Raw genomic sequence first — 21,903 nt, 5'->3', positions numbered from 1 at the left:
TGTGTGATTTTCTGCCTGTCCCCCGTACCTGGCGACGATGACGCTGCAGCCCTTCGGTAGAAGGAACCAAGTGACGTACGGCCAAACTAGTAGCGCCACTGCGTCGCCCAAAACGCCGATCATGTCAGACCGAGGAAGTAGAGGGAGAATTTCGGCCAATGTCCGGTACAATCATCTTGCGGTAATGGCCGGCGCTTGATTCAACATTGTCAGGTCTGGCCTTCTGTTCGAGGTAATATATGCCCCAAAATTTCGCGTCAGCGATCATCCGTTGGCGAGACCACTTGGACAGCCAGCCGGGCGGACTTTCAGCGTTCGACCAATCCTATACAGTCTCGACAATGCTCTTTGGGTGCCATCGATACTTGGAAGCACACGGCGCGCATGCAACCCCGGAAAAAGACCGGATCGAGGCGATCAAGGGGGAACTTGAGGCATGGATGCGTGAGCGAGGCTGTGTTTACAATCCGTAGGTCCACCCAAGCATCAGTGATATGAGACAGGGGCCTCGTTGGATCACCTTCCGCCGGGGCGGCGCCTGCTACCGATCCGTAGTCACCTAGCAGGCGCCCTTTTCCAATTGGCGCCCCGCCACCATCAGCAAAGCTGCAACTTTAGCCATGACAGGCGAGAGCGCCAGGCCAGGGATCGCGAGGCCGGCCTGCATGGTCTCACACTCCCCGAAAATTGGACACCCGTGGGACAACAGCCCCATACAATCAAATCGTATGTGCCGCTGTCCTCACTGCTGCAAAGTATGCACGCAAAACCGTCTCATATTAGCCTTCTCGACCACTGCCTGAGCCGGCCATCCCAGAAAGGCTCCAAGCAAGCTGTTGCTGGCTTCTGACAGAACGGTCGCTTCCCCCTCCTTCTCAAGGGAGAAGCCTTTCTAAAGTCGAGCCACGGAGATCGTCGTCCCCGACCAGCACCTACTTTCGGGAATAGGTGCCGTCAAATGTCACGTTCATCCCGCCGCACATGTAGTTGTCCGAGACCTCAAGCGTCTGGCCAGACTGCGTTATGTTGACGACACAATCGTACTCATCCGCATCATCGATCCGCAGAGGTCCATTTTCTCCAACACCGAAGGAGACCTTGCCCTGCTCGATCCAACCTGCGGGCACCAACACGGAGAAGTCTCCGACATTGATCGCGCCGATGGCCGCTTTCTCCGGATCTTCGGCGCCATAGGTGGCATTTCCCTCAATAAGCAGGGCGTCACCATCAGCCTTGATAGTGATGAATTGTTCGGGTCCAGCGGTCCATTCCCCTATCCAGGATGCAAGATCAGTTTTCTCCTGTGCCCATGCGGGCGACGCACTGGCTATAGCCATCAGTACGTACGCAAAACGACGCTTCATAAAACTCTCCATTACAAGTCCCGCTACCACACAGTTCTTTTCAAGGTAACCGTCATCTGTGCTGTTCGAATCTTCGCAAGGCTCACGCCGCGGACACAAACAACGCAAGACCGTGTAAGCCGACGGAGATAGCGATGGCAACAATGACTGACGGCAAGGTCGCATTGGCCATGGCCACTGGCCCAATGGCGCCGGCGGCTAAAATGGCAAGAGCCACTCCATTCAAGAATTGGGCAACCGTTCGTTTCACATCTCGGCTCATGGCGTCTCCTCCTGTTGTCCAGACAAGATTGACCTCATTGGCGAGGCGGAGGATTTCGGGGATAAGTCACTAACCAGGGACCGATGAAAGCCACAGTGAACCGCTCAAGCGCCGAACTGACGACCCGCTATATCCATTATCTGGAGACGTTCCTGGTGGACCTTTGAAGCGACGCGGGCCAGTTCGTTTCGATGCGGGGTTTTACCTCCGTGTTGACCATCAGCTCCGCCAGTTCACACTCAAGGCTGCCCGCTCCGGACGGAGACACCGAGGAGGAGCGCGACCTGATGATCGTAAGTACTTTTGAGCAATCGAAGACATGATCGAGGACGCCATTGCCGAAAGGCGCGCGGCGGCGAATTGATCCACTGCCCACGTCGCTCACGATTCCGCTGAACGGAAAAGTCCTGACCCGAGGGTCAGGACTTACGCGTCACACGAGCGTCACGAGCAACGCGATGAGCACTAAACCTCGCTGGCTCCAGATTGGTTCCCCGGCACGGAGCCGGCGCTAGAACTTCACACTGAGCCCGACAGTGCCCTTGGCGGCATAGCTGTCGCCGAAATTGCGCAGGCTGGTATTAAGCGATGCCTCGCCATGGAGCGCGTATTTGCCGTCGCCCCAATTGTAGGAACCACCAATGCCTACGCCGCCCCAGAGCGGGTCGTTCTCACTGGCGAGCTTGACCCCGGCAACATCGGTGTGGGAGCCATCCAGCATGTCATAGTAGAGATTGGCAATACCGTAGAGATCGGCGCTGGCGGCTTGCCCGGCCTCGTCCGTCCACTCATTTCGGTAGTCCACCGAGATGCCCAAGCGGGCCTTGAGGCTTTGACCGTTGTCCGACGAGACCGCAGCGTCGAAGGCATCGGTGAAGCTATCGAAATCGACGTCTGAATAGGCTAATTGAGCCTGCGGAGTGATCGACCAATTGGGTCCCAGCGCGATCTGCTGTCCGCCTTCGATGCTGACGGCATAACCGAACCCGCCATTGTCGGTGGCGAGGTTGAGGCCGGCGGTGCTGGAGGATAGATCGCTGTCATACCAGGTCACCCGAGCCTGGCCGTCGAGGTAAAAGCCGGTGCTGCCGTACCAGGTCAACGCGCTGCCCACGCCGAAACCGGTGCTGTTGATCGAGCCGTCACCATGCGGCGAAGCAATATCGGCAGAGAGCGTGCCATATTCGAGCGAGACGCCGCCGATCAGGCTGCCGGCATCGCCACGGTAGAGTACGCCGTCGGCACCAGCCTGCAATTTCCAAAGATCGACATCGTAGCTGGCGCCACTGGTCGAAGTTTGGGGATCGAACTTGGCATGGCTCGCCTCGATGCGGCCCCAGGCACCCAGATTGCCTTGCGGCAGATCGGTCTCGATCACCCCGGCTCCAGACCAAGCTCGACCACCCAGCCGCTGCCGCAGCGTGCCCAGCGCGTTGAAGCTCTGCAGCACATTGGCATAGCTCTCGTAGAGTGGCACGCCGGGCTGATAGAGCGGCGTGGCTGGAGGGATCGGCGTACCCGGCGGAGTGCCCGGTGGTATGACCGGATTGGTCAGCGTGGACCGCAGATACCAATCGCCATCAGCCGGGGTACTCACCCCATTCTGATAGAGCCGATAGGCATAGGCGCCACCGACGACCGCCTGATCTCCCTCAAAGACATAATTCCCCAGCAAGGCAAAGGCGCCAGCATCGGAAATGCCTGCGACATCGACGATCTTGATGCCTTCAACCGTGGCAGCCCCCGAGCCGCCCAGGTTAACGACGCCGACCTGGGTCGGGCCGCTGCCAAGGATAGAATTGCCGGTGATCACCAGCAGGTCGGTGGGCGACGCATCGCCTCCCAGCACGGTTTCGACCTCCAGCGCTCCGCCATTGCTGATGTAGTTTCCCGCCACTGTCAGCGTGCCGATGGAATTGCCCGGCGCCACAATGCCCGCACTGGTCACATCGCCAAAAATCGTGCCGGTGCCGCCAAGCGTACCGCCGGCCTCCACACTCGTCGCGCTAGTAATCGAGCCGTTGACCGCCAGAGTTCCCGCCCGAACGATGGTCGGTCCGGCATAGGTGTTGGTGCCGGTCAGCGTCTGGGTGCCACCGGAGATAGTCAGCCCGCCCGCGCCAGCAATGATGCCGGAGAACACGTCGTTCTTTGCATCAGTGATCGTCAAGTTCTTGGTACCGAGCGTGACCGCGCCACTTCCGGCGAGGCTCTGAATGCTCGTGCCCGCCGCCGTGATACCCGAGGCGTTGAAGGTCCCGTCAGCGACCACCCGGCTTGACGCGGCAAGCGAGCCGTTACCAGTCAGGGAAAGCGTGCCGGCCTGGATCACCGTTGGACCCGCATAGAGCTGGGATCCCGTGAGAGTTAGTGTGCCGGTGCCGGTCTTGGTCAACCCGCCGACGCCTGAAAAAACAGAGGCCACCCTTAGGGTGAAAGCCTGGGTGTCTAAGGTCAGACCGCCGCCAGCAATATTGAGCATTCCTGGCGTGAAACCGGAGAGGAAGAAGTTGTTATTTATCCTGGCACGCAGAATCCCGTTATCGAAATTGGCTTGGCCCCCAACACCACTGCGCAAGACATTGTTAGTTTCGAGGGTACCACCTATAATATTGAGGGTGCCCGTACCGCTCAAGGTCCCGAGACTGACGGTCGATTGGCTAGTAACTGTAGCGCCGTCCTGGATGTTGAGCGTACCAGTGCCGCCAGCGCCGATTTCGATCCCGGCGCCGGATGTAAGCCACCGCGATCCAGCTCCGGTGACCGTGACTGTGCCATTGTTCCCGGCAACGCTGCCGATGTGAAACTCGGCCCCGTTGCTTGTAAGCGTGCTGCCGTTCTGGATTGTCAGATTGCCGGTGCCGACGTACAGTTGCCCGGTGGTGCCGACAACGGGCCCGGCCACGCCAAGGACGGTCGGATACGGTGAAGTCGTACCGATGCGGACGGTATTGCCGGCAACGGGTACGGCGCCGGTCGACCAGTTTGTGGCTACAGTCCAATCGTTGTTCGTCGTACCGAGCCAGACTTGCGCCGATGCCAACCCCGTGGAAAGGCAAAGAAGCGTCCCTGCCGAGGCACTGATCAAGAGCAAACGAAGCAAGTTGGCTCGGAAGTTTCGCCTCGTGCGACCGTGGTTTAGCGGTAGGCCATCCGAAGGCAGACTGCTGGCTGGGCACACGCTTGTGAGAAACACTTCTTCGTCAGAGTGCCGATTTCCGAACGCGCCGCCGCCCATATTCGTCCCCAAAGCTAATAGCTGGCTCGAATCGAACCATCGCAACTATGCGCTGGATCAAAACGGCTAGACAATATGGTCCCTATTGCAACGTCTTCGTGTACTTAAGGAATTGCTCGCCAGCTCGGCCCGTGCAAACAAGCGACAGATCCCGCTAGCGGCTGCAGGGCTTCCGTTACGATCTCGGCGGTCCGGCGCCGCGCTCCACAATCTCGGATCACCCGGATGTCGGTGCAGCCGGCGGGGAGGATCGACTGGGGCGCGACCGGGCAGGACTAGCATCCTCCGACAAAGCAAGACCACAAAGCCGGCTCGTTGGGCCGCGTGCCCATTCCTGAACACATTCTCGTGTTCGCATCGAGACTGTACCTGCCAACTTTTTAAAAGGTCGCTTTCAATGCAAAACAATCTTCGCCTTCTGGCAATGGTAGCTGGCACGGCCGTCATGCTCGCCGGCTGCAACAGCACAAGTTCGAATTATGATGCTCCACCGGAGCCAGGTCAGAACTACTTTCTCAGGCCCCAGAACAACCTACGATGCTCCTCCGGAGCCGGGTCAAACTTCGATGCAAGGTCAGGGGGCTATCCCCGATGCGCCGTTAGAGCCGGGTCAAACCAGCTACCAATAAGCCAATAATGGGTTGCCCTCTCTGCCATATGGACAGGGCTGCCCCCGCCTGCATGGCAGCCGCGATCGGCGTTGCCGTTCAATGCAAGATTTCCAAGACTGCCGCCAACATGCCCCGCGCGGAGGCGCTCAACGTCATCGACTCATCGGAGCCGAAAGTATACGCTCAACCTTAATGTCGGCCCAAGGTCTGCGGCATGCCGGCGCTGACAGCCAACTGCCCCGGCATTCTGAGGACTGGGTCCTAACTCTTGCCTGTCGAAGTTTGAGGCGAGGCGATGGCGAGTGCTTTTTTCAGTAATAACACTGTCTATGACATCGAAGTTCGTGACAGGTGCGGCAACGCTCACCGGGCATCATTTTTCATTGAATATAATATCGTCCACGTGGCCATCGACGGACGCATGTTGACCGTTGCGGTTGGAAATGAGTCACCCGAAATCGCTGCTCAACGGTTACTTGCTGGCCACCTTGGGATGGGGCAGCTTGCGAGAGGCTAAGGCAAAAAGCCCCGACCTTCCGGCCAGGGCTACATCGCGAACGTCCAGGAAACACAATGCGGATCTTAAACCCGGTACCGCCCAGCTTGGTTCCCTATACCGACACCCTCAGAGCCGAGGACTAAATTGCCTAGGGGCAGCGGCTGCCAGTCCAATTTTCCGCACGTTTTGAGCCTGCGTTCGCCATTCAACCATTAACTGGTCGATTTCCGCAGGCGACAGGATTTGTTGGCTATCAAAGACATAGGCCCAAGGTTCGCGCTCAAACTCGCGTGTCCGACGCTGTGAAATAGCTTCGAACGCGTCCAGAGCATAATAGTAAAAGTCACTTGATCCAGGACGAGCCCGATCGGCAAATTCAGCGGGATAGGGCTGTTCCGCGACAGGAAGCCATAGCACCGCAGTTTCAGACCACCAGTTCATGTTTATGCTCCTCTTTACGAGGGGCAAAGCTAAAGCGACGACCAATAGTTCCTACACAATAGGGCTATGAGCGGCTTGTGATTTAGCAGCGCACTGATGCGATGACGGCGATGCGGTTATGCGGAGGGTTGCACTCGTTGCCTTGGCTATGACCAGACAGGATCAGCCCACGACCCCATCCGCGTCCGGGACTAGCCCATGTTATTCCGTGGCACCTCACTGGCCTGTTGGGCATTTCTTCGAGTAAGTTAGTCCGCACTGGGTGGGCATGAGTTTGGCAGACGACCTCGAAGACAGATTGAACGCGGCGCTGCGAGCAGCAGACGAGGCCATGCTGAGGGCTGCTTCGACGCGGGCGGAAGCCCGGAAGAATGCGAAGATGCTTCATGACAGGCGGGTAGAGATACGTCGGGAGATCGCAAGCGCTCGCCAGTTGTTGCAAACAGCGCGAATGCTGCTGGGTAAAATGTAAGCGATCACGAGCGCTTGGAACTTGCCTACGGCCCAAAGGGTCGCCAGATATCCGAACAGCCCTGCCAGGGTTAGGGAGGGTGGCCAGCCCCCGCTTGCCGCTCTCCCGCCTAAACGCAAAAGCTCTGACCCGAGGGTCAGGGCTGCAAAGCGCGAAGCGTCCTGAACGCGCTGCGGGCAATTAATGATCCGAATATCAGTGCCCGACCGATATTCAAGGTTGTCCATCCTTGCGGTTGGCTACCTCAAGCGCATTTAGCCGCCGATCGGTTCGCGCCTCGTCGGCCGAGACAGTGGCAAGCCGATCCTTTGTGAAGCGTTTCGGTACTAGGCCGGCGCGCAACCCTTTCCTTCCGCTCGACCACTTGCCCAGGGCCAGACGGATCATTCGAGTGGATGAAAGACGCTATCGCGGCTGCAACGGCCTCCCCACCATCGCTGCCGCGGCACGGAGCGTAATCGTCTTGCCGGCTGCTCGGCGTTAATCCCGCAACTGACCCACCACCGCCGCATTATTTGGCGGGGCATAACGCCCTTTGGGAGGGTGGCCGATCCGCCGCTTTTCGGTTGCCTTCCCAAACCACCTGATCCGCCTCGATGTAACCGCCCGGAACACCCCATGCCGCTGTACGGCGTTAGTACCGTCGAGGGGAACGGCTCGTTCGCCACCTCGTTTCACCTCGACTGGAGGATGAAATGGCCGCACGCGCGATTTGGACCGGAGCAATAAAAATTGCCGAAGTTGTCTGCCCGGTGAAGATGTACACCGCCGCAACCACCTCAGAGCGCATTGCCCTGCACATGGTGAATCGGAAGACCGGTCATCGTCTGCGCCGGGTCTATGTTGATGAGAAGACCAATAAACCTGTGGAACAGGACGATCAGGTCAAAGGCTATGAAACCCATGAAGGGTCATATGTCGTGCTCGAGCCAGAAGAAATCGCGGCCGCCGTTCCCGATAGCGACAAGGTGCTCTCGGTCGACAAATTCATAGCCTGCGGTCAGATCGACCAGACCTATTTCGACCGCCCCTATTATCTATTGCCGGCGAGCGAAGCGACAGAGGAGACCTTCGTCTTAATCCGCGAAGCGCTTCGCAATCGGAAGGCTGCCGCAATAGCGCACACCGTATTGTTTCGCCGCCTACGGCCAGTTCTGATCCGCGCCCATCATAAGGGTCTGATCGCGACCACCTTGAACTTCGACTACGAAGTGCGCTCGTCACGCGAGGCTTTCAGCGGCATCTCCAAGCAAAAAATCGACCCAGAGATGCTAGAGCTTGCGCAACACATACTCAAAACCAAGGCCGGAAAATTCGAACCGGACAAGTTCGAGGATCGATATGAGGAAGCCTTGACGGAGATGGTGCGCGCCAAAATCGAGGGCAGAAAGATCATCCCTTTCCGTACACCTGAGCCCACCAAGGCAAATGATCTGCTCGAAGCACTCCGCCTGAGCGCAGGCGGCAAACAAGAGCAGGATCACAAGAAAGCACCCAAGAAGGCGGCTTCAGCAAAGAGGTCTAGCACCACAGCGTCGAAACGGGCAGCGGCGCGCAGAAAGGCAAGTTAACCGTCAGACCTGCGGTTCTGCTTGGCCTTTCCCTCTAAGCTCTTTTTCAGAGCTGACATCAGGTCAATCACATTGTCCTTGGGCTCGGCGTTTTGCTCGGCCCCTTTCTTGGGCGTGGCCTTGCGCTTGGAAGACTTTTTGGACTTGATGATTTCGAGGAGCCGGTCTTGAACCGGATCTTTCACCATAGAGTCTGACCATGCCACCGTCCGCTGCTCGATAATTTCCTCAACCATCGACAGCAGCTTGTTTTCAGGCTTTTGAGCTTGGACGCTTTTGAAATACTCATCTTCCTCGCGCACTTCATCGCCATAGCGCAGTGTCCAAAGGACAATTCCCTTGTCCCAAGGCTGCAGCATAACGGCGCGCTCGCGGCCGCCCAAGACGAGCCGAGAAATCCCCACGACCTTGCTGTCGGACATGGCCTCCCGAATGACCGTGAACGCCTCTTCACCGACCTCGTCAGCCGGCACAACAAAATAGGGACTGTCAAAATAGACCCATTCGATCGTGTCCGCCTCCACGAACTCATCGATATCGATCGTGCGGGCACTCTCGAGTTGAACAGCATCGAGATCCTCGTCCTCAAGGATCACGTAGTCGTCTTCCCCCTTCTCATAGGCTTTGGCCTGATCGTCTTCGTCGACGGTCTTTCCTGAAACGGCATCGATGTAGCGCGTATAGATGCGGTCGCCGGTCCTGCGGTTGAGCGTGTGAAACCGGACTTTCTCGCCTTCGGTGATCGCGGGCGACAAAGTCACTGCGCAGGTAACCAGTGACAGTTTCAGATAACCTCTCCAATAAGGCCGAGGTGCCATGGTCGCCTCCTTCAGTCCCCAGGCAAACGCCAATCTAGGCTCGTGTGTTCCCTGCTGAGGAGGCAATGTCCTATGCCGCAACAACTCCTAGGCGGCCCAGGAAACTCATGTGCTCTGTGAGAACCAGGCGGTGTGCTGCGTTCGTGACGGCGAGTTGCCGCTATTGATCAGTGTGCGGTGCAGATGCTCATTCCTCCCAGAATGCCCGCGCCTCCGGTGGCAAGCGCGCCAAGCACTTAGTGAACTCCGTTTGATCGACGTGTTTTCGCAGTGCAGCAGCGACATTCTGAATTGCCGTATTCGGCGAAAAGTTATGATGAACACGCAATTGCTGCACCTCCCGGGACAGAGCCGACGGGTCCCAATTTGAGGACAAAGCCTGGCCAGGCTCCCAATTCTCAATGAAGAGCGCTCTGGCTAGGGGTGGTAGCACTTGTGCGAAATTGATCGCGTCCTGTACTTCCAGCCGTCGTCTAAAAACCTGAAGGACACCCTGGAGCATGGTGTAGGCTTGGTTGCGCGTTTCCAGGCCGGCTTCAACCGCCGCATCCTTTAGCAAATCGTCGAATTGCTCCGAGGCGCGGCGGTAATCCTTCGGAACCGTCATTGGGCCCTCGCCGAAAACACCAAATGGCTCGTCGTTTGATCTAAAGCGGACTGCCGTCCTCGGTCCGATGCGTCTGTCTTTGGATCGCGCTATTGGATTAGAACTTTGCTCGCTGAGCGTCCAGCCGCCAGAGCGGTCTACATGTGCTTGCGATAGCAAGCATGGGCATCGGACCCAAGTCCAACGATGGGCGAACACGGTCTCAGCACCAGGTTAGAACTCGCTCCACTCTTCTTTGACAGCGATATTTCCACGGCTCAGATACGTCCGCGTGGCATTCTGTGCGTTCTGTCGTAGCACTGGCTTGCTGGCAGATTGTAGTGCCGCGAGTGCGTTAACCGCCGTCACTGCTGGCGCGCTCACACGGAATATCGCAACGGCCTGATCTAGCTCGTTTGCCTGGGCCTCGGTCTGCTCGATAGCGGCGTTGGTTTGTTCAACAAGCGCTGCATTGTGCTGAGTCATTTCGTCCATATGGCGGATGGCAGAAGTGACCTCCCCGATGGCCGAACTCTGCTCGGTGCTGGCGCTTGATACAGCCTTCATAAGCTCATTGTTTTCTCGGACGGCTCGCAGGATCGCCTCGAGCTTGTCGGCTGCCAGTGAAACCAGCTTAGTTCCGCCGCTGACCTCCTGCGTGCTCTGCTCGATCAAATGCTTCACGTCTGAGGATGCTTGAGCTGCAGACTGTGCCAATCGACGTACTTCGACAGCAACTACTGCAAAACCCTTGCCGGCCTCTCCAGCCCGGGCTGCCTCTACGGACGCGTTCAACGCAAGCAAGTTGGTCTGGAAAGCGATGTCGTCAATCAGCCCGATAATGTCGGAGATTTTGCTAGAAGAGCTGGTAATGCGCTCCATGGCCTCGTTGGCTTGGCCCATGACTTGGCCACCTTCTTCGGCAAGCTGGGCCGCTGACGTAGTGCGACCTGCGGCTTGCTCGATCTTTTGAGCATTCTCCTTGACCGTTCCGGCCAACTGCTCCATGGCAGCCGACGTTTGTTCAATTGCTGCGGCCTGCTTCGTCGTGCGTTCCGCAAGGTCGTTGGCGCCAGTCAATATCTCACCCGTCGCTGCCTTGAGCGAACTGGAGGTGCCACGCAGCGAGATAACCATTTCTGTAAGCCGTTCGCTTACGGCATTGGTGTCACCTTTCAGGGCAGCAAAAGCACCCAGATATTGGCCTTCCATTTTTTGCGTTAGGTCAGTCCGCGCCAGCGCAGAAAGCACCTTGCCGGCTTCTGCCAATGCTGACTCGGTGGTTTGCAGCATTGTGTTCATGTTGCCAGCTACCTGGTCGAGAGCAGCGTCGCCGAAGTCATCGCGAATGCGGCTACTGAAATCACCTCCAACGGCGGCCTGAATGGTTTGTGCAAACGAGGTTTGGAAGCGCTCCATTGTCGCTGCCCGCAACTCGGCCTCTTGGATGCGCTGAGCGCGTTCGGCGTTGGATAATTGCACCGCCAAACCGTTCTGCTGAAAAACCTTCAAGGCCTTCGCCATCCGACCGAGCTCGTGATCCTGCTCAGCATTATTTATTGCCACCTGATAATTGCCGTGTGCCAGCTCCCCCATAAGCTGGGTCATGTCTTTGAGAGCTCGGGACAACCAACGGCCAGTAAAAAACGCCAAGGCTAGGCCGACCACGATGCCAAAAACCGAACTGATAACGACCACGGCTTCTGTAAAATCAATTCGCGACAGAGCTTGCGGGCCAAGAGTGTTCTGAACATCCTTGGCGTGTTCGAACACTGTTTTGAGATTCTGTGCCATGCTTTCCGCTAAAGCATCGAGCTGGGCCAGGTCGGATGAATGGTCACCATCCGCACCTACGGCAACAGTTCCGAATACCGACTGGTAAGCCTTTGCCGTTTCCACCAGTTTGGCCAACTCGCTAAGAGCTAGAGCATCCCCCTCAAACCTAGCATAACCATCAGCATCGATTGTGCCGACGTCTTCGATCTTGGCGACAATTTCTTCAGTAGAAAACGACCCCGGCTCACGAAAAAACGCATCTGTAGAGAGCCGCAGATCAATCAGATCGTTGGTGTAGTCACTCAGCTCGAGGGTCTCGCGCGCGGCGTGCAAATAGTTTTCAAAGATCCCGGCGACGCTGGACACTCCGTAATATCCCACCGTGCCGATACCCGTGAGAATGACGATAAGCGCACCAAAGGCAGCAAAGATGCGATTGGCAACGGAAATACGGGAGAACATGGCGGCCTCTGATCACTGATACACCGCGCTCAAAGAAAGACGGCGACGCAATATTCTTAGGCAATTTCGGTTAACTAACCTTCCTGACAAATGGCTTACAGGGGGGAAGATGAAGTCAGGGGCGCTCCCAGTCTTGGACCGACCTGGACACGCTGCAAAAACTCGCAACTCAATCAAGCTACCGAACTGTGGCTAACTAGTCGGGGTTTGACTGAGGACGCCACGACTGTATTCCGCCCAGCGGCTTTGGCTGCGTAGAGGTTAACGTCTGCCTGCCGAAAGGCATGCTGCAAATCTATGTCTTCCGTGCCGACCGCTAGGCCAATACTGACGCTGAGGGGGTAAGGGGTGGAATGAACCGGATAAAACTGAACGTTGGCCACTAATGAGCGTAGCTTTTCGCCTGCGGAAGCAGCTTCAGTAGCTGACGCATTTGGGATAAACACGGCGAACTCTTCACCGCCTATCCGTCCAATAATCCAACTCGGGGAACTGCCGGACCGCAGTGCTGCTGCGATAAGGCGCAATGCAGTGTCACCTTCGGCGTGCCCGAAAGTATCATTGATCGCTTTGAAATTGTCGGCGTCGATTAGCAGTAGTGCGCCTGGCGCGCCCAACCTCGCCAGAAAGGTCTCTCGGTTGAGCAAACCGGTTAGCCCGTCATGAGCAGCTCGAACGGCCAGTTCCTCATGCGCCCTTTTTAGCGCGAGATGGGCCTGCTGAATGCGGTGCTGTTGCCAAAAAATAATCAGGGAGGCAGGCAGCGCCGTCACGAGCGGCAGGAAGCTGTTCATGAAAAAGACATAGGGGGTAAACGGCTGGCCAGTCGCCATTCGGCCCGAGTAGGAAATCACCTGGCCCACGACAATCACAGCTAGGGTTATCAGCACGGATTTTACGACAACACGGAGCATCGAAATGTCCTTTAGGAGCTCCATGTCTGTCACGGCATCATCAAGCGTCCGTTAATCTGACACCTAGAATTCCGGCTACCGCTTGGTTGGCCGAGGAGATCAAGGATCCCTAAATCCCGCAACGCGCAACTCTACCGCCTCGCCACTTGTGCCAGCCGGAAAGACGAGCGTGATGCTTTTGGTTGATTCCGCGGGCGCGTAGTCGAGTGTGGCATGCGCGAGGACCGGTTTGCCTGACGCGGTCCTGACCTCGCCCTCGATTTCTACGTCCGCGGCAGTGCCACTGCCGGAATTGGATACTTCCACTTCGAGATAGACTGGCCCGCTTCCGCTTATCTCGCCGCGCTGCAACTCGATCCGTGGTCTGCCGTCTCCCGCAGCAAAGGCGTCGTAGACCAGATAGCCAAAAAGGCCCAGCACGGTAAGCGCCGCGGCGCTCGCCAGGGTCCATTCAACTCGATCACCCGTGGCCGACTTAGTCGTGGATTTACGCGGCGTAGGTTTCTTGGTCATCCTCACCTCTACAGTATCAGTCTGGCAGCCGCCGCTCCAATGGCTGCCGGGAAGCCTAAAACCACGACTACCCGCAGCCCATTGCCGGCGCTTACCCCGTCCAGATGCCCGAATGTCCATAAGAGGTACAAGGCCACCAACAGCGACACAGCATATCCTACCAGCGTAAACCGCAGGAAAGCGCTCCACCACGGCGTATCGGGTGTCAGCTCGGTGCTACTTGAGAATTCGGTTGCATAAACGAAAACATGCATGATGAGCAGCGTGGCGGGGATAAGTGCGAGTGTGTGAATGCTCGTCATCCGATATGAAATGAGCACCATCTCTTCGGTTGGCGCCACGTTCAATGCAAGAAACAGTGCGCCAATCATCATGATACCCAGCTCCCCGAAGAAGGTTTGTTCGCGCTGGCTGTCTTTGGCGTCTTTACCGAATTGGCTGCGACCCAATAGGGCTCCCAACGCTCCAGGTATGGACTGCAATCCGACTTTGCCGGCGATTTCCGAAAGGCTCATTCCCGCTCCGACAATGCCGAGCAGACCCAGCACGAATGCACTCGTCAGCAGACCAACGCCATATGCGATGGCCACGTCACGGGCATCCTCGCGCCAATCCCAAGTTCGCTCGAAGCCGGAGTAATGCGACAAGAACATCAGCATGGGCAGGCTCGCGGCCAACAACAGGACGGCTTTCCAGCGTTCCATGGCGAAGCCCAGATCCCACATCTCCATAGTCATCAGCATGGGCAGTGAAAACACCAATGCGCCACCGAATGCTCTACCGAGTCCGGTGCGCATCTTGGAGGCACCGGTCATCGGCAAAGCTTCTCAACGGCGGGGAAGGAGCGCTCAATTGCTTTCGCCGCTCTGGTGGGGCGACAAACGGTTCTCATGCCCGGTCCAAACGTCCCGGCCAAACCAAACATTGAAAGCCGAACCTCGGTTCGCAACACAAGACTCCAACCAAGACGGAAGCGGACTAGTCTGCCCGGTAACGCTGGCTCCTGCGGGCCAGTTCCGCTCGCTTGCGCCAGTTGCGCCGGACTGGCCTCATATCCCCCACACCAATATCAGCATGGGAACTGCCACTAAAACGACGAGGAGCGATAACGGCAGCCCCAGCCGCCAATAGTCGCCAAATCGATAGCCGCCGGGGGCCATAACGAGAGTGTTGCATTGATGTCCGATGGGCGTGAGGAAGTCCGACCCCGCCCCTATCGCCACTGCCATTAGAAAAGCTTGGGGCTGAAACCCCAGGTCTGTCGCGAAGGTGGCTGCGATCGGCGCCATTACCAACACAGTTGCGGCATTGTTCAGAAACGGCGTGACCGCCATTGCGGCAACCATAATGAGCGCCAAGGCCCCATATGGCGGTAGCACACTAGCGGTTTCCGACAGCCAGTTGGCGATAAGGTCGGTGGCGCCCGTGGTTCGCAAGGAGTCACTAACCGGGATGAGTGCTGCCAGCATGATTAGGATGGGAGCGTCGAGGTGAGTGTAGATCTCTCGCAGAGGAATGGTGCGAGAGACCACCATCAAGAAGGCCGCAGCAAAGAAAGCGAGCGGCACCGAGACAAGGCCAAGTGCGGTGCTGCCCATTGCCAATGCCAGGATGACGAGAGGTGCCAATCCGTTACGTGCGCTGCCAAGCTTCAGGTTACGTTCAACGAGCGGCAGACAGTCCCATTGGCGCAGTAGTTCCGGCAACTCCCGCAGATTTCCCTGAAGAACGATGACATCGCCGTTCTGAAACCTGATCTCTCCAAGGCGCTCAGTGAACCGCTTATCGCGCCGGCTAACCGCCAGGAGGTTAAGGCCCGTGATGTCGAACAGCGTCAACTCGCGCGCGCTGCGACCGATCAGGCTCGAATGCTCCCCAATAACGGCCTCGACGACGCCAGTTTCTGCGGATGCAACCTTGGCATCGCGGCGCTCGGAAAAGGCTAATTTGCCCTGCGCGACCATTTTGTCGAGGGCCTCAGGTTCCCCTTCCAGCAAGAGCAGATCGCCACCTTGCACGATAGCGTCTGGTAAGGGCGTGCGTCGCTTGCCGGCGGCCGAAATGATGCCGATTATCATTGCCTGCCCGCCGCTAAGGGCTTGAATGGCACTCACCGTCTGCCCGACGCTTGGAGAATCCTGAGCTACTTGCGCCTCGGTTGTATAATTCTTGATCTCAATCGCCTGATCCATGGAAAGGCTCTCGCGCGTCCGCTCGGGTAGCAGCTTGTAACAGATGGACAGGAACACGACGCCAACTAGGGCCAAGGTGGCGCCGACCGGTGTAAAATCGAACATGCTGAACGGGGTGCCGGTGAGTTCCTCGTGGACCCGGGAAACGATGATGTTAGGCGACGTTCCAATCTGGGTCATAAGCCCGCCTAGCAGCGACCCGAATGACATCGGCATTAAAAACAGCGAGGGCGAAACGCCCGAGCTGCGAGCCATTTGGAAGGCGATCGGGATCATGATCGCTAAGGCTCCGATGTTCTTAATGAAGGCCGAAAGAATGGTGACGACTAAAACCAACAGAATCAATTGGGCTCGAGGTGTGCTGACATTGGGCGCAAACCGCCTGACGGCCACCTCCATAATCCCGGAGCGCGCCACGGCAGCGCTGACGATCAGCGCACTACCCACGATCACAACAATATCGTCCGAAAGCCCTGAAAAGGCGGCGCCAGGAGCAACCACTCCGACAGCGACGGCGAGGAGCAGTGCGCCGGCGGCGACGAGGTCATAACGCCAGCGCCCCCAAATGAAAGCAACCATCATGAGCAAGATGATGCCGAAGGCGAGAATCTGGGGCGTGGTCATTGGCGGGGCTCCATAAGCCACGGTCAACGCGGAAGAACTTAATTTTGCATAGACCGCTCAAAGAATATTTTTCGTCGTCCGGTCGATCCGTGGTGCAACCTTTGGCAGAAGCCGCGCTTCCCTTCAAAGCTCATGGGCCGGCGCGACAAGTGCCGACCGGAAACGAGATGCAACCAATGGACGAACCCGCCTCCATAGTGGCACCGACACTGCCGACCAGCTCGTCAGAAGCCGCAACGGTGATGACACACTATTATCGGGCCGAAATGACGCGGATGAACGCCTGGCGGGCTCGGCTCGATCTCACCAGCAATTGGTCGATCACCGTTGTGGCGGCGCTCCTATCGGTTTCGCTCTCGACCCCGTCCGCCCATCATGGGCTCGCTTTGTTCGGAATGGTCATTATCCTGTTGCTGTTGTTCGTTGAAGCAAGGCGGTACCGCTTTTACGATGTTTACCGCATGCGGATTCGGCAGTTTGAACGCCACTATTTCGGTCAGTTTTTTGCAGCTGATACTCAAGGTGGTGGTCCCGAGCCCTGGCTGGTCATGCTGGCGCAGGATCTTCGCCACCCCAAGTTCAGGATTACCCTGATGCTGGCGCTCCGCCGCCGCCTGCGCCGCAACTACATCTGGATGTTTTTGATTTTGCTTTGCGCCTGGATTGTCAAGATTGCATCTCCTGACCTGCAGGCAGGGGCGCATCTTGATCCTGCGCGACCTCTGGCGGCCATGCTTGGGCACGCCGCTATTGGACCGTTGCCTGGATGGCTAGTCATTGGCCTGGTACTTGTTTTCTATGCGGCGCTTGGCATCGCCTGTCTGCGGGGCAAGGACCGCGGCGGGGACGAGGTTCACGTCTAAGTCCGAGCGACATTTTAAAAACGTGGCAATGCCAGCGTCATATTCCATCAAGCCCGACCGACGCGGGTATTTTACGCTGCCTATGCTGGCCACTGGAGCAAGAAGGGCCCACTTGTGAAAGGGGCCCTTATAAGCTCAATTTTGGTTTAGATCGCCGCTAGTTGATGAAGAATATGATGATGATGATCAACCAGATCGGCACACCTAAAAGCCACAGGCCAATTCCTCGTAACATAGGTTTTTTCCTTTTTAGAACCGACGGAAGACTTCAACGAAAAGAGTGCCTTCATCGCGGTGATTGCCACCTTTTTGCGCTGCCCAGTAGGCCCCGATTGCGGACACGAGAAGCGAGGCAGCAAGCAGGAATGCCGCGATAATGCCCGTATTTCTTGCGATACGTGCGGCCTCTAGAGCCTCCTGGCGAGCGGCCTCGATTGACGCGATAACCTGATCGACGCGTGTCGTTGCTTCCTCAGGGGTCAGGCCTGTATTCGCTGCAACAATATTGGCCAGGTAGGTGCGGTCGTCGTCAGTCAGTGTGCCATCACCAAGCGCGGCTTGTGCAAAAATGCGACCTGCTTCGTCTCGCGCTACATTTGCCTCTACCGGCTGATCCGATCGGAAAAGGGTGTCGACGAAGTATGCGTTAGGATCCACACTGCCTTCGGCGGCATTGGAGGCCGCTTCCGTTACTGTCGAAGCGGCGGAGCCTAATGCGCTGCCTGCAGCTCCAATTCCGCCAATGGCGATAACCGCTCCCAGGACTGCTGCGCCCGCCCAGACAAGCAAGCCATGCGCGCCGTCTCGTAGGTCACTTTCTGCCTCGGTAGCATCAAAATAACGGCGGCGCAGGCGGCCGGTCAAATAGCCGCCTGCCATGAAGCTCGAAACTTGCACCCAAAGAAACCAGGTTGCGGCGGCAATTCCGATGAAAATCGGAGACGCGCCCTCGCGGGCATTGAAGTCCAGAAAATTTAGCCCCACTGCCGAGCCGAAACTAATAAGAACGATGGAGATGGCAGAGGCCAAGAGAATGCCAGCAATGATGGCTGGCCAGTCGACATAAGATGACTGGTCCCTGGTGGCTTCTGCGTTTTCGACGACGGTTATCCCCGCCGGTGCATCAAGTGCCATTGTGTCTTCCTCCGTGTTGCTTATTCGAAACGTTCAGGCGAGGCCGATAAACGAGAGGATTGCCATTACGATCACGACGAGGCCGACGAGATAGATGATCGAGTTCATTTGCCTGTCCAATTTTTGTGAGTGGTGCCAATCAACCAGTGTTGGGGTGATTTTGTTCCGTGGTTTAGGAGCAGCATTTTCAATTGCTCCAACCGACCGGCGCCGATTGCTCCCCGTCGATGGGGTCGCAGATGACTTAAGAGCGCTTCAAGTCAGTCCGCCCCGACAATGGCAGGCACAACGATCCCCGCGAAGCGGCCCTGGTACCTGGTATCGCCCGAGCCGATGCGGCGCTCACCGTGCGAAGACAGGCGATTAAGGCTGCGTACGAGTTTGCTCCGACAGGCACACGAATTATGAAGGGTTAGGGCTTACGTTCAATTTGGCTAGTTTCACGCCGAGCGTTGAATGCCCTCGCTATCAAAGCAAATTACCTCCCTCTCACTCGTCCTCGCTGCCGCGTTAGTCATCGTGCTTGGCTCCTTCGGATGGTGGGCAGCGTCGCGTATAGATGACCGTTCGATGGCCCGGGAAACACGGGCGGTGCAGACAGGGCTTGAAGAAATTGCCGAACGTCTGCCAATCGAGCAGGACAGTTCCGCCATCTGGGACGATGCCGTTACGAATTTGCGCTCCAACGATGAAGCATGGATCGCTGAGAATTTGGCCGAGTGGATGAGCGAGTACTTCGGCCACAACCGGGTTTACATTCTTGATTCAGATAACCGCCTCGTTCGTGCTGTTGCGAATGGCAAACTGGTCAGTCCAGCAATGTTCGAGACGGACCAAGCCGCAATCGCTCCTCTTGTTGGCGCCCTGAGGGCGCAAATGGCCTTAGCCTCGAAGGGATTGGCGAATTCAACTGAAGCTGTGACCGGAATGGGCGAGGAAGATTTCGCGGTGCTGGGCGATGGTACTCCCGCGATTGTTAGCGTGCGGCCCATCGTTCCAAGTACCGACGCAGTACCGCAAACCTCAGGGACAGAGTACCTGCACATTTCGATCCGCTTCATTGATGGCTCGGTGACTGCGGCGATCAGCGAGAAATTTGAGGTGAACGAACTCGCCTTTGAGCGTGTCGCCCGGTCTGACGGCGATCGTATCGCCTCGCCCGTTCTATCAGCGGACGGGCGCATTGTTGGCTTTTTTACATGGACCCCGGATGAACCTGCCTACCAGCTAATCAGAGAAACGGGACCCGCAGTTGCAGCTGGCGTGACGCTGGCCGCGTTGGCGGTCTTCCTATTACTGCGCCGGCTCCAGCGCACGTCAGTTCAACTCGAGAACAGCAAAGCGCATGCCTCGTTTCTGGCCTTTCACGACGCACTTACCAAGATACCCAATCGTGCATTATTCGAGGATCGGCTCGAACAGGCGCTGGCCAACATGCGTAGAAACGGCTCTAAACTAGCGCTCCATTTCATTGATCTGGACCGCTTCAAGCACGTCAATGACACCTTGGGACATCCTGCCGGCGACGATCTAATCCGCAAAGCAGCATCCCGCCTAACAGACCTGGTGGATGATATTGATACGGTTGCACGGCTGGGGGGCGACGAGTTTGCGATTATCCAATTCGCGGTAGCCGATACGTCTGAAGCTCTCGCGCTAAGTCAAAAAATCGTCGATTCCCTGGCGTTGGCGTTCGACCTGAACGGAGGCCAAGTTCATGTCGGCGCCAGTGTTGGTGTCGTTGTTACCTCGAACATGGCGACGCAAGCCGAAGACCTGATGCGTCATGCCGATATCGCCTTGTATGAGGCCAAGGCTGGAGGGCGGGGTAAGTTCGAGCTTTTTGCGGACAATCTCGGCGAGGCTGTGCGCGACAAGCGGTTGCTTGAAACGGACCTGCGTGAAGCCTTGAACACCGGTGAAGGCTTACACCTAGTTTATCAACCGCTCCTGGACACCCGCGCCGGCGAAATCGCGGGCGTAGAGGCTTTAGTCCGCTGGCAACACCCCAGCCGCGGCAGGATGTCTCCGGCAGAGTTCATCGAGTTAGCGGAAGAACGCGGGCTGATCGATCAGTTGGGTATGTGGGTAATGCGGGAGGCCTGCCGCTTTGCCGCCTCATCCTCGGTGCCGTGGGTCGCCGTCAATGTCTCACCTATTCAGTTCCGTGACGAGCATTTTGCCAGAAGAGTTTTCAATCTTCTTGCTGAAACGGGGCTCCCGCCTAAGAGGCTGGAAATTGAAGTCACTGAGGGTCTACTGCTTCAGAACTCGCCCGTAGTCCAATCCACGTTGATGCTCTTGCGTGCTAAAGGCATCAGGGTAGCGCTGGACGACTTTGGGACGGGCTATTCCTCAATTACCTATCTGCGCAATCACGGGGTGGACAAGCTCAAAATTGACCGCTCTTTCACAGCGCAACTGGGTCAAAACGAAGAGATCGACAGTATCGTACGCTCCATTATTGATCTGGGACGTGCAATGCGGATCGTGGTGGCCGCGGAAGGGGTGGAAACCGAAGATCAACGCGAACTCTTGAGCGAAATGGGTTGTAACCAGTTGCAGGGTTTCCTGTTGTCGCGCCCGCTCACACCCGAGAAACTTGAGCTTATGCTCCAGCGTTGGTTGCCGTCTAGGAGAGCCGACCGCGACGGTCATGATGACCGCCGTCTCGGCGGAGCTCGATAGAGGATGATCCGTCCCGCCGGCAGAATCTGGTTTAGGAAATCAAAATCGCGGACGTTGCCGGTCAGCACGCTGGCCCCTAACTGACGCGCCTGCAGGAACACCAGCGCGTCATTAGCGAAGCGGCGCTCGTATCCCTCCCCCTTGGGCAGATTGCTCAGCCGGAAGAGCAAGCCAGCCAACATACCGGCCAGTCCCCAGATCGCTGAATCGGGGGCATGGAGGCGGTGGTCCGGAATGTCCTCTACCGTAGCCGCTAATGTCGCGAGGACAGCTTTCGTAGAGGCATGCCTTGGGTCGAGCCGGCCAAAGGTATGAGTGAGCGCTGAAAGGCAAACAGCGGAATGGTGGCATCGGCGGTAGGTCAGCAGCGCGTCGACTTCAACCGGCGATCGCCCCTGCAGGACATCCAAATAGACGCTCGTATCCAAAAACAGCGGTCCCCCAATCGTGGGTTCGTCAACAGCCCATGGGAGATCGTCGTCGGCCCTGCGCTCCAGCGTTCCGGTGTACTTTTGCGGCTTGAGTGATCGGAGGGTTTCGGAAAGATCAAACCCCAAGATCTATGTCCGCCGGGATGCTGCCCTTGCGTCCGACCAAGCGGGCGCCAAAGTCATCTTCGAGGGCCAGGCGCGACAGCGCCAGTTCCAACAGCTCCGTGTCCGAGGTGACATGAGCGCGCTTCTTGGCCGCCTCTATCAGCTCGGAGGGCACGCGCCCCGAAAGCCGGGTATTCTTCGCGGTGCCGAGGAGGCCGGCGGCTTTCGCCTGCTCGAGTACGAGCCTATTGCGGGTCGACGCGACTTTTGCTTCGCGATCTGCAGCCGTTTGTGTTTGCGCAGCCATCAGGATTTCCTTTGTTGAACAGAACATAGATT

General features: G+C 57.4%; 17 protein-coding genes. 3 read left to right on the top strand and 14 right to left on the bottom strand.

The window, feature by feature from the left end; translation table 11 throughout:
• Positions 1-932: 932 nt before the first annotated feature.
• The 4 genes from N8A98_RS01440 to N8A98_RS01425 form a co-directional block, all read right to left on the bottom strand.
• Positions 933-1,364 carry a hypothetical protein gene (locus N8A98_RS01440; protein WP_262165190.1) on the bottom strand — a complete coding sequence of 144 codons (432 nt, stop codon included), beginning with the start codon at positions 1,362-1,364 and terminating at the stop codon, positions 933-935.
• 82 nt (positions 1,365-1,446) lie between these two features.
• Complete coding sequence (locus N8A98_RS01435; RefSeq protein WP_262165189.1) at positions 1,447-1,626, bottom strand: hypothetical protein; 180 nt, start codon at positions 1,624-1,626, stop codon at positions 1,447-1,449.
• A 511-nt stretch (positions 1,627-2,137) separates the two neighbouring features.
• Positions 2,138-4,531, bottom strand: a complete 2,394-nt coding sequence (locus N8A98_RS01430; RefSeq protein ID WP_315974455.1) for an autotransporter family protein — start codon at positions 4,529-4,531, stop codon at positions 2,138-2,140.
• A gap of 1,569 nt (positions 4,532-6,100) precedes the next feature.
• Positions 6,101-6,415 carry a hypothetical protein gene (locus N8A98_RS01425; protein ID WP_262165187.1) on the bottom strand — a complete coding sequence of 105 codons (315 nt, stop codon included), beginning with the start codon at positions 6,413-6,415 and terminating at the stop codon, positions 6,101-6,103.
• 1,167 nt (positions 6,416-7,582) lie between these two features.
• On the opposite strand from N8A98_RS01425, the gene ku (N8A98_RS01420) reads away from it, so the two are divergent.
• Complete coding sequence (ku, locus tag N8A98_RS01420; RefSeq protein ID WP_262165185.1) at positions 7,583-8,458, top strand: non-homologous end joining protein Ku; 876 nt, start codon at positions 7,583-7,585, stop codon at positions 8,456-8,458.
• On the opposite strand, the gene ku (N8A98_RS01415) is transcribed toward ku (N8A98_RS01420), so the two are convergent.
• The 7 genes from ku (N8A98_RS01415) to N8A98_RS01385 form a co-directional block, all read right to left on the bottom strand.
• Positions 8,455-9,276, bottom strand: a complete 822-nt coding sequence (gene ku / locus N8A98_RS01415) for a non-homologous end joining protein Ku (protein ID WP_262165919.1) — start codon at positions 9,274-9,276, stop codon at positions 8,455-8,457. The genes ku (N8A98_RS01420) and ku (N8A98_RS01415) overlap by 4 nt on opposite strands.
• A 187-nt stretch (positions 9,277-9,463) precedes the next feature.
• Positions 9,464-9,883 (bottom strand): DUF2267 domain-containing protein, encoded by a 420-nt coding sequence (locus N8A98_RS01410; protein WP_262165183.1) that lies wholly within the window; start codon positions 9,881-9,883, stop codon positions 9,464-9,466.
• Between the two features lie 213 nt (positions 9,884-10,096).
• The gene (locus tag N8A98_RS01405) at positions 10,097-12,100 is read right to left on the bottom strand and encodes a methyl-accepting chemotaxis protein (RefSeq protein WP_262165181.1); all 2,004 of its coding nucleotides are present in this window, start codon (positions 12,098-12,100) and stop codon (positions 10,097-10,099) included.
• 173 nt (positions 12,101-12,273) lie between these two features.
• Complete coding sequence (locus N8A98_RS01400; protein ID WP_262165179.1) at positions 12,274-13,014, bottom strand: GGDEF domain-containing protein; 741 nt, start codon at positions 13,012-13,014, stop codon at positions 12,274-12,276.
• Positions 13,015-13,113: 99 nt separating this feature from the next.
• Entirely contained in the window at positions 13,114-13,527 is a 414-nt protein-coding gene (locus N8A98_RS01395) for a hypothetical protein (RefSeq protein ID WP_262165177.1), read from the bottom strand.
• A gap of 8 nt (positions 13,528-13,535) precedes the next feature.
• Positions 13,536-14,342 (bottom strand): TIGR02587 family membrane protein, encoded by an 807-nt coding sequence (locus N8A98_RS01390; protein WP_262165175.1) that lies wholly within the window; start codon positions 14,340-14,342, stop codon positions 13,536-13,538.
• A 234-nt stretch (positions 14,343-14,576) separates the two neighbouring features.
• Positions 14,577-16,343 carry an SLC13 family permease gene (locus N8A98_RS01385; protein ID WP_262165173.1) on the bottom strand — a complete coding sequence of 589 codons (1,767 nt, stop codon included), beginning with the start codon at positions 16,341-16,343 and terminating at the stop codon, positions 14,577-14,579.
• Positions 16,344-16,519: 176 nt separating this feature from the next.
• Between N8A98_RS01385 and N8A98_RS01380 the strand changes: the two genes are divergently transcribed.
• A complete protein-coding gene (locus tag N8A98_RS01380; RefSeq protein ID WP_262165171.1) occupies positions 16,520-17,206 on the top strand; it encodes a DUF2270 domain-containing protein in 687 nt (228 codons plus the stop codon).
• A 249-nt stretch (positions 17,207-17,455) separates the two neighbouring features.
• Here the strand turns inward: N8A98_RS01380 and N8A98_RS01375 are convergent, their stop codons facing one another.
• Positions 17,456-18,340 (bottom strand): 6TM ABC transporter family protein, encoded by an 885-nt coding sequence (locus N8A98_RS01375; protein ID WP_113121535.1) that lies wholly within the window; start codon positions 18,338-18,340, stop codon positions 17,456-17,458.
• 456 nt (positions 18,341-18,796) lie between these two features.
• On the opposite strand from N8A98_RS01375, the gene N8A98_RS01370 reads away from it, so the two are divergent.
• Positions 18,797-21,028, top strand: coding sequence for a putative bifunctional diguanylate cyclase/phosphodiesterase (locus tag N8A98_RS01370; RefSeq protein WP_262165168.1), 2,232 nt, complete (start codon positions 18,797-18,799; stop codon positions 21,026-21,028).
• Here the strand turns inward: N8A98_RS01370 and N8A98_RS01365 are convergent.
• Both N8A98_RS01365 and N8A98_RS01360 read right to left on the bottom strand, forming a co-directional pair.
• The gene (locus N8A98_RS01365; protein WP_262165166.1) at positions 20,995-21,585 is read right to left on the bottom strand and encodes a type II toxin-antitoxin system VapC family toxin; all 591 of its coding nucleotides are present in this window, start codon (positions 21,583-21,585) and stop codon (positions 20,995-20,997) included. The two genes, N8A98_RS01370 and N8A98_RS01365, sit on opposite strands and share 34 nt — an antisense overlap.
• Positions 21,575-21,871, bottom strand: a complete 297-nt coding sequence (locus N8A98_RS01360; protein ID WP_262165165.1) for a hypothetical protein — start codon at positions 21,869-21,871, stop codon at positions 21,575-21,577. The genes N8A98_RS01365 and N8A98_RS01360 overlap by 11 nt, the downstream gene beginning before the upstream one ends.
• Positions 21,872-21,903 lie beyond the last annotated feature (32 nt).

This window comes from Devosia neptuniae, from assembly GCF_025452235.1.
Lineage (GTDB): Bacteria > Pseudomonadota > Alphaproteobacteria > Rhizobiales > Devosiaceae > Devosia.
Note: the sequence above shows the minus strand (reverse complement) of the source record. Positions and strands in the feature narration are given on the sequence as shown.

Bases quoted from the DNA above. Each gene is read 5' to 3' on its own strand.
- N8A98_RS01440 (WP_262165190.1), bottom strand. From the start codon at position 1,364: ATGAAGCGTCGTTTTGCGTACGTACTGATGGCTATAGCCAGTGCGTCG.
- N8A98_RS01435 (WP_262165189.1), bottom strand. From the start codon at position 1,626: ATGAGCCGAGATGTGAAACGAACGGTTGCCCAATTCTTGAATGGAGTG.
- N8A98_RS01425 (WP_262165187.1), bottom strand. From the start codon at position 6,415: ATGAACTGGTGGTCTGAAACTGCGGTGCTATGGCTTCCTGTCGCGGAA.
- ku (WP_262165185.1), top strand. From the start codon at position 7,583: ATGGCCGCACGCGCGATTTGGACCGGAGCAATAAAAATTGCCGAAGTT.
- ku (WP_262165919.1), bottom strand. From the start codon at position 9,276: ATGGCACCTCGGCCTTATTGGAGAGGTTATCTGAAACTGTCACTGGTT.
- N8A98_RS01410 (WP_262165183.1), bottom strand. From the start codon at position 9,883: ATGACGGTTCCGAAGGATTACCGCCGCGCCTCGGAGCAATTCGACGAT.
- N8A98_RS01405 (WP_262165181.1), bottom strand. From the start codon at position 12,100: ATGTTCTCCCGTATTTCCGTTGCCAATCGCATCTTTGCTGCCTTTGGT.
- N8A98_RS01400 (WP_262165179.1), bottom strand. From the start codon at position 13,014: ATGCTCCGTGTTGTCGTAAAATCCGTGCTGATAACCCTAGCTGTGATT.
- N8A98_RS01395 (WP_262165177.1), bottom strand. From the start codon at position 13,527: ATGACCAAGAAACCTACGCCGCGTAAATCCACGACTAAGTCGGCCACG.
- N8A98_RS01390 (WP_262165175.1), bottom strand. From the start codon at position 14,342: ATGACCGGTGCCTCCAAGATGCGCACCGGACTCGGTAGAGCATTCGGT.
- N8A98_RS01385 (WP_262165173.1), bottom strand. From the start codon at position 16,343: ATGACCACGCCCCAGATTCTCGCCTTCGGCATCATCTTGCTCATGATG.
- N8A98_RS01380 (WP_262165171.1), top strand. From the start codon at position 16,520: ATGGACGAACCCGCCTCCATAGTGGCACCGACACTGCCGACCAGCTCG.
- N8A98_RS01375 (WP_113121535.1), bottom strand. From the start codon at position 18,340: ATGGCACTTGATGCACCGGCGGGGATAACCGTCGTCGAAAACGCAGAA.
- N8A98_RS01370 (WP_262165168.1), top strand. From the start codon at position 18,797: ATGCCCTCGCTATCAAAGCAAATTACCTCCCTCTCACTCGTCCTCGCT.
- N8A98_RS01360 (WP_262165165.1), bottom strand. From the start codon at position 21,871: ATGGCTGCGCAAACACAAACGGCTGCAGATCGCGAAGCAAAAGTCGCG.